2 rRNA genes are annotated in these 513 nt (G+C 55.8%); both read right to left on the minus strand.

Going from position 1 to position 513, the window contains the following annotated elements:
* Positions 1-43: 43 nt before the first annotated feature.
* Positions 44-157, minus strand: a 5S ribosomal RNA gene (gene rrf / locus M3I56_RS40930).
* Positions 158-316: 159 nt separating this feature from the next.
* A 23S ribosomal RNA gene (locus M3I56_RS40935) occupies positions 317-513 on the minus strand; the annotation flags it as partial.

A 513-nucleotide genomic window follows, 5' to 3' on the forward strand; every position in this document is an offset into this window, starting at 1 on the left:
CTCTTTGGGAGACACCGGGGTTCTGGACGTTACAGCATAAGGAGCCTGACGATTACCTACTTTCACACGGGCAATCCGCACTATCATCGGCGTGGAGCTGTTTCACGGTCCTGTTCGGGATGGGAAGGGGTGGGACCAGCTCGCTATGGTCATCAGGCATGACGGGTTGCTGCGTCGCGGTGTTATCGCGCCACAGCCAATCGGGAAGAAGCGTAAAGAGGTGTTGCTCAATTGGGGTTGTGTTGTTTCCGGCACAACACCTGATCTCAACCTGTGCGTCCTGCCCACCCACGCGGGGCGGAGGCACACCTGTTATAGGATCAAGCCTTACGGGCAATTAGTATCAGTTAGCTTAACGCATTACTGCGCTTCCACACCTGACCTATCAACGTCCTGGTCTCGAACGACCCTTCAAGGGGCTCGAAGCCCCGGGGATATCTCATCTCAAGGCGAGTTTCCCGCTTAGATGCTTTCAGCGGTTATCTCTTCCGAACATAGCTACCCGGCGATGCC

The organism is Paraburkholderia sp. CNPSo 3281 (assembly GCF_024206515.1).
Lineage (GTDB): Bacteria > Pseudomonadota > Gammaproteobacteria > Burkholderiales > Burkholderiaceae > Paraburkholderia > Paraburkholderia nodosa.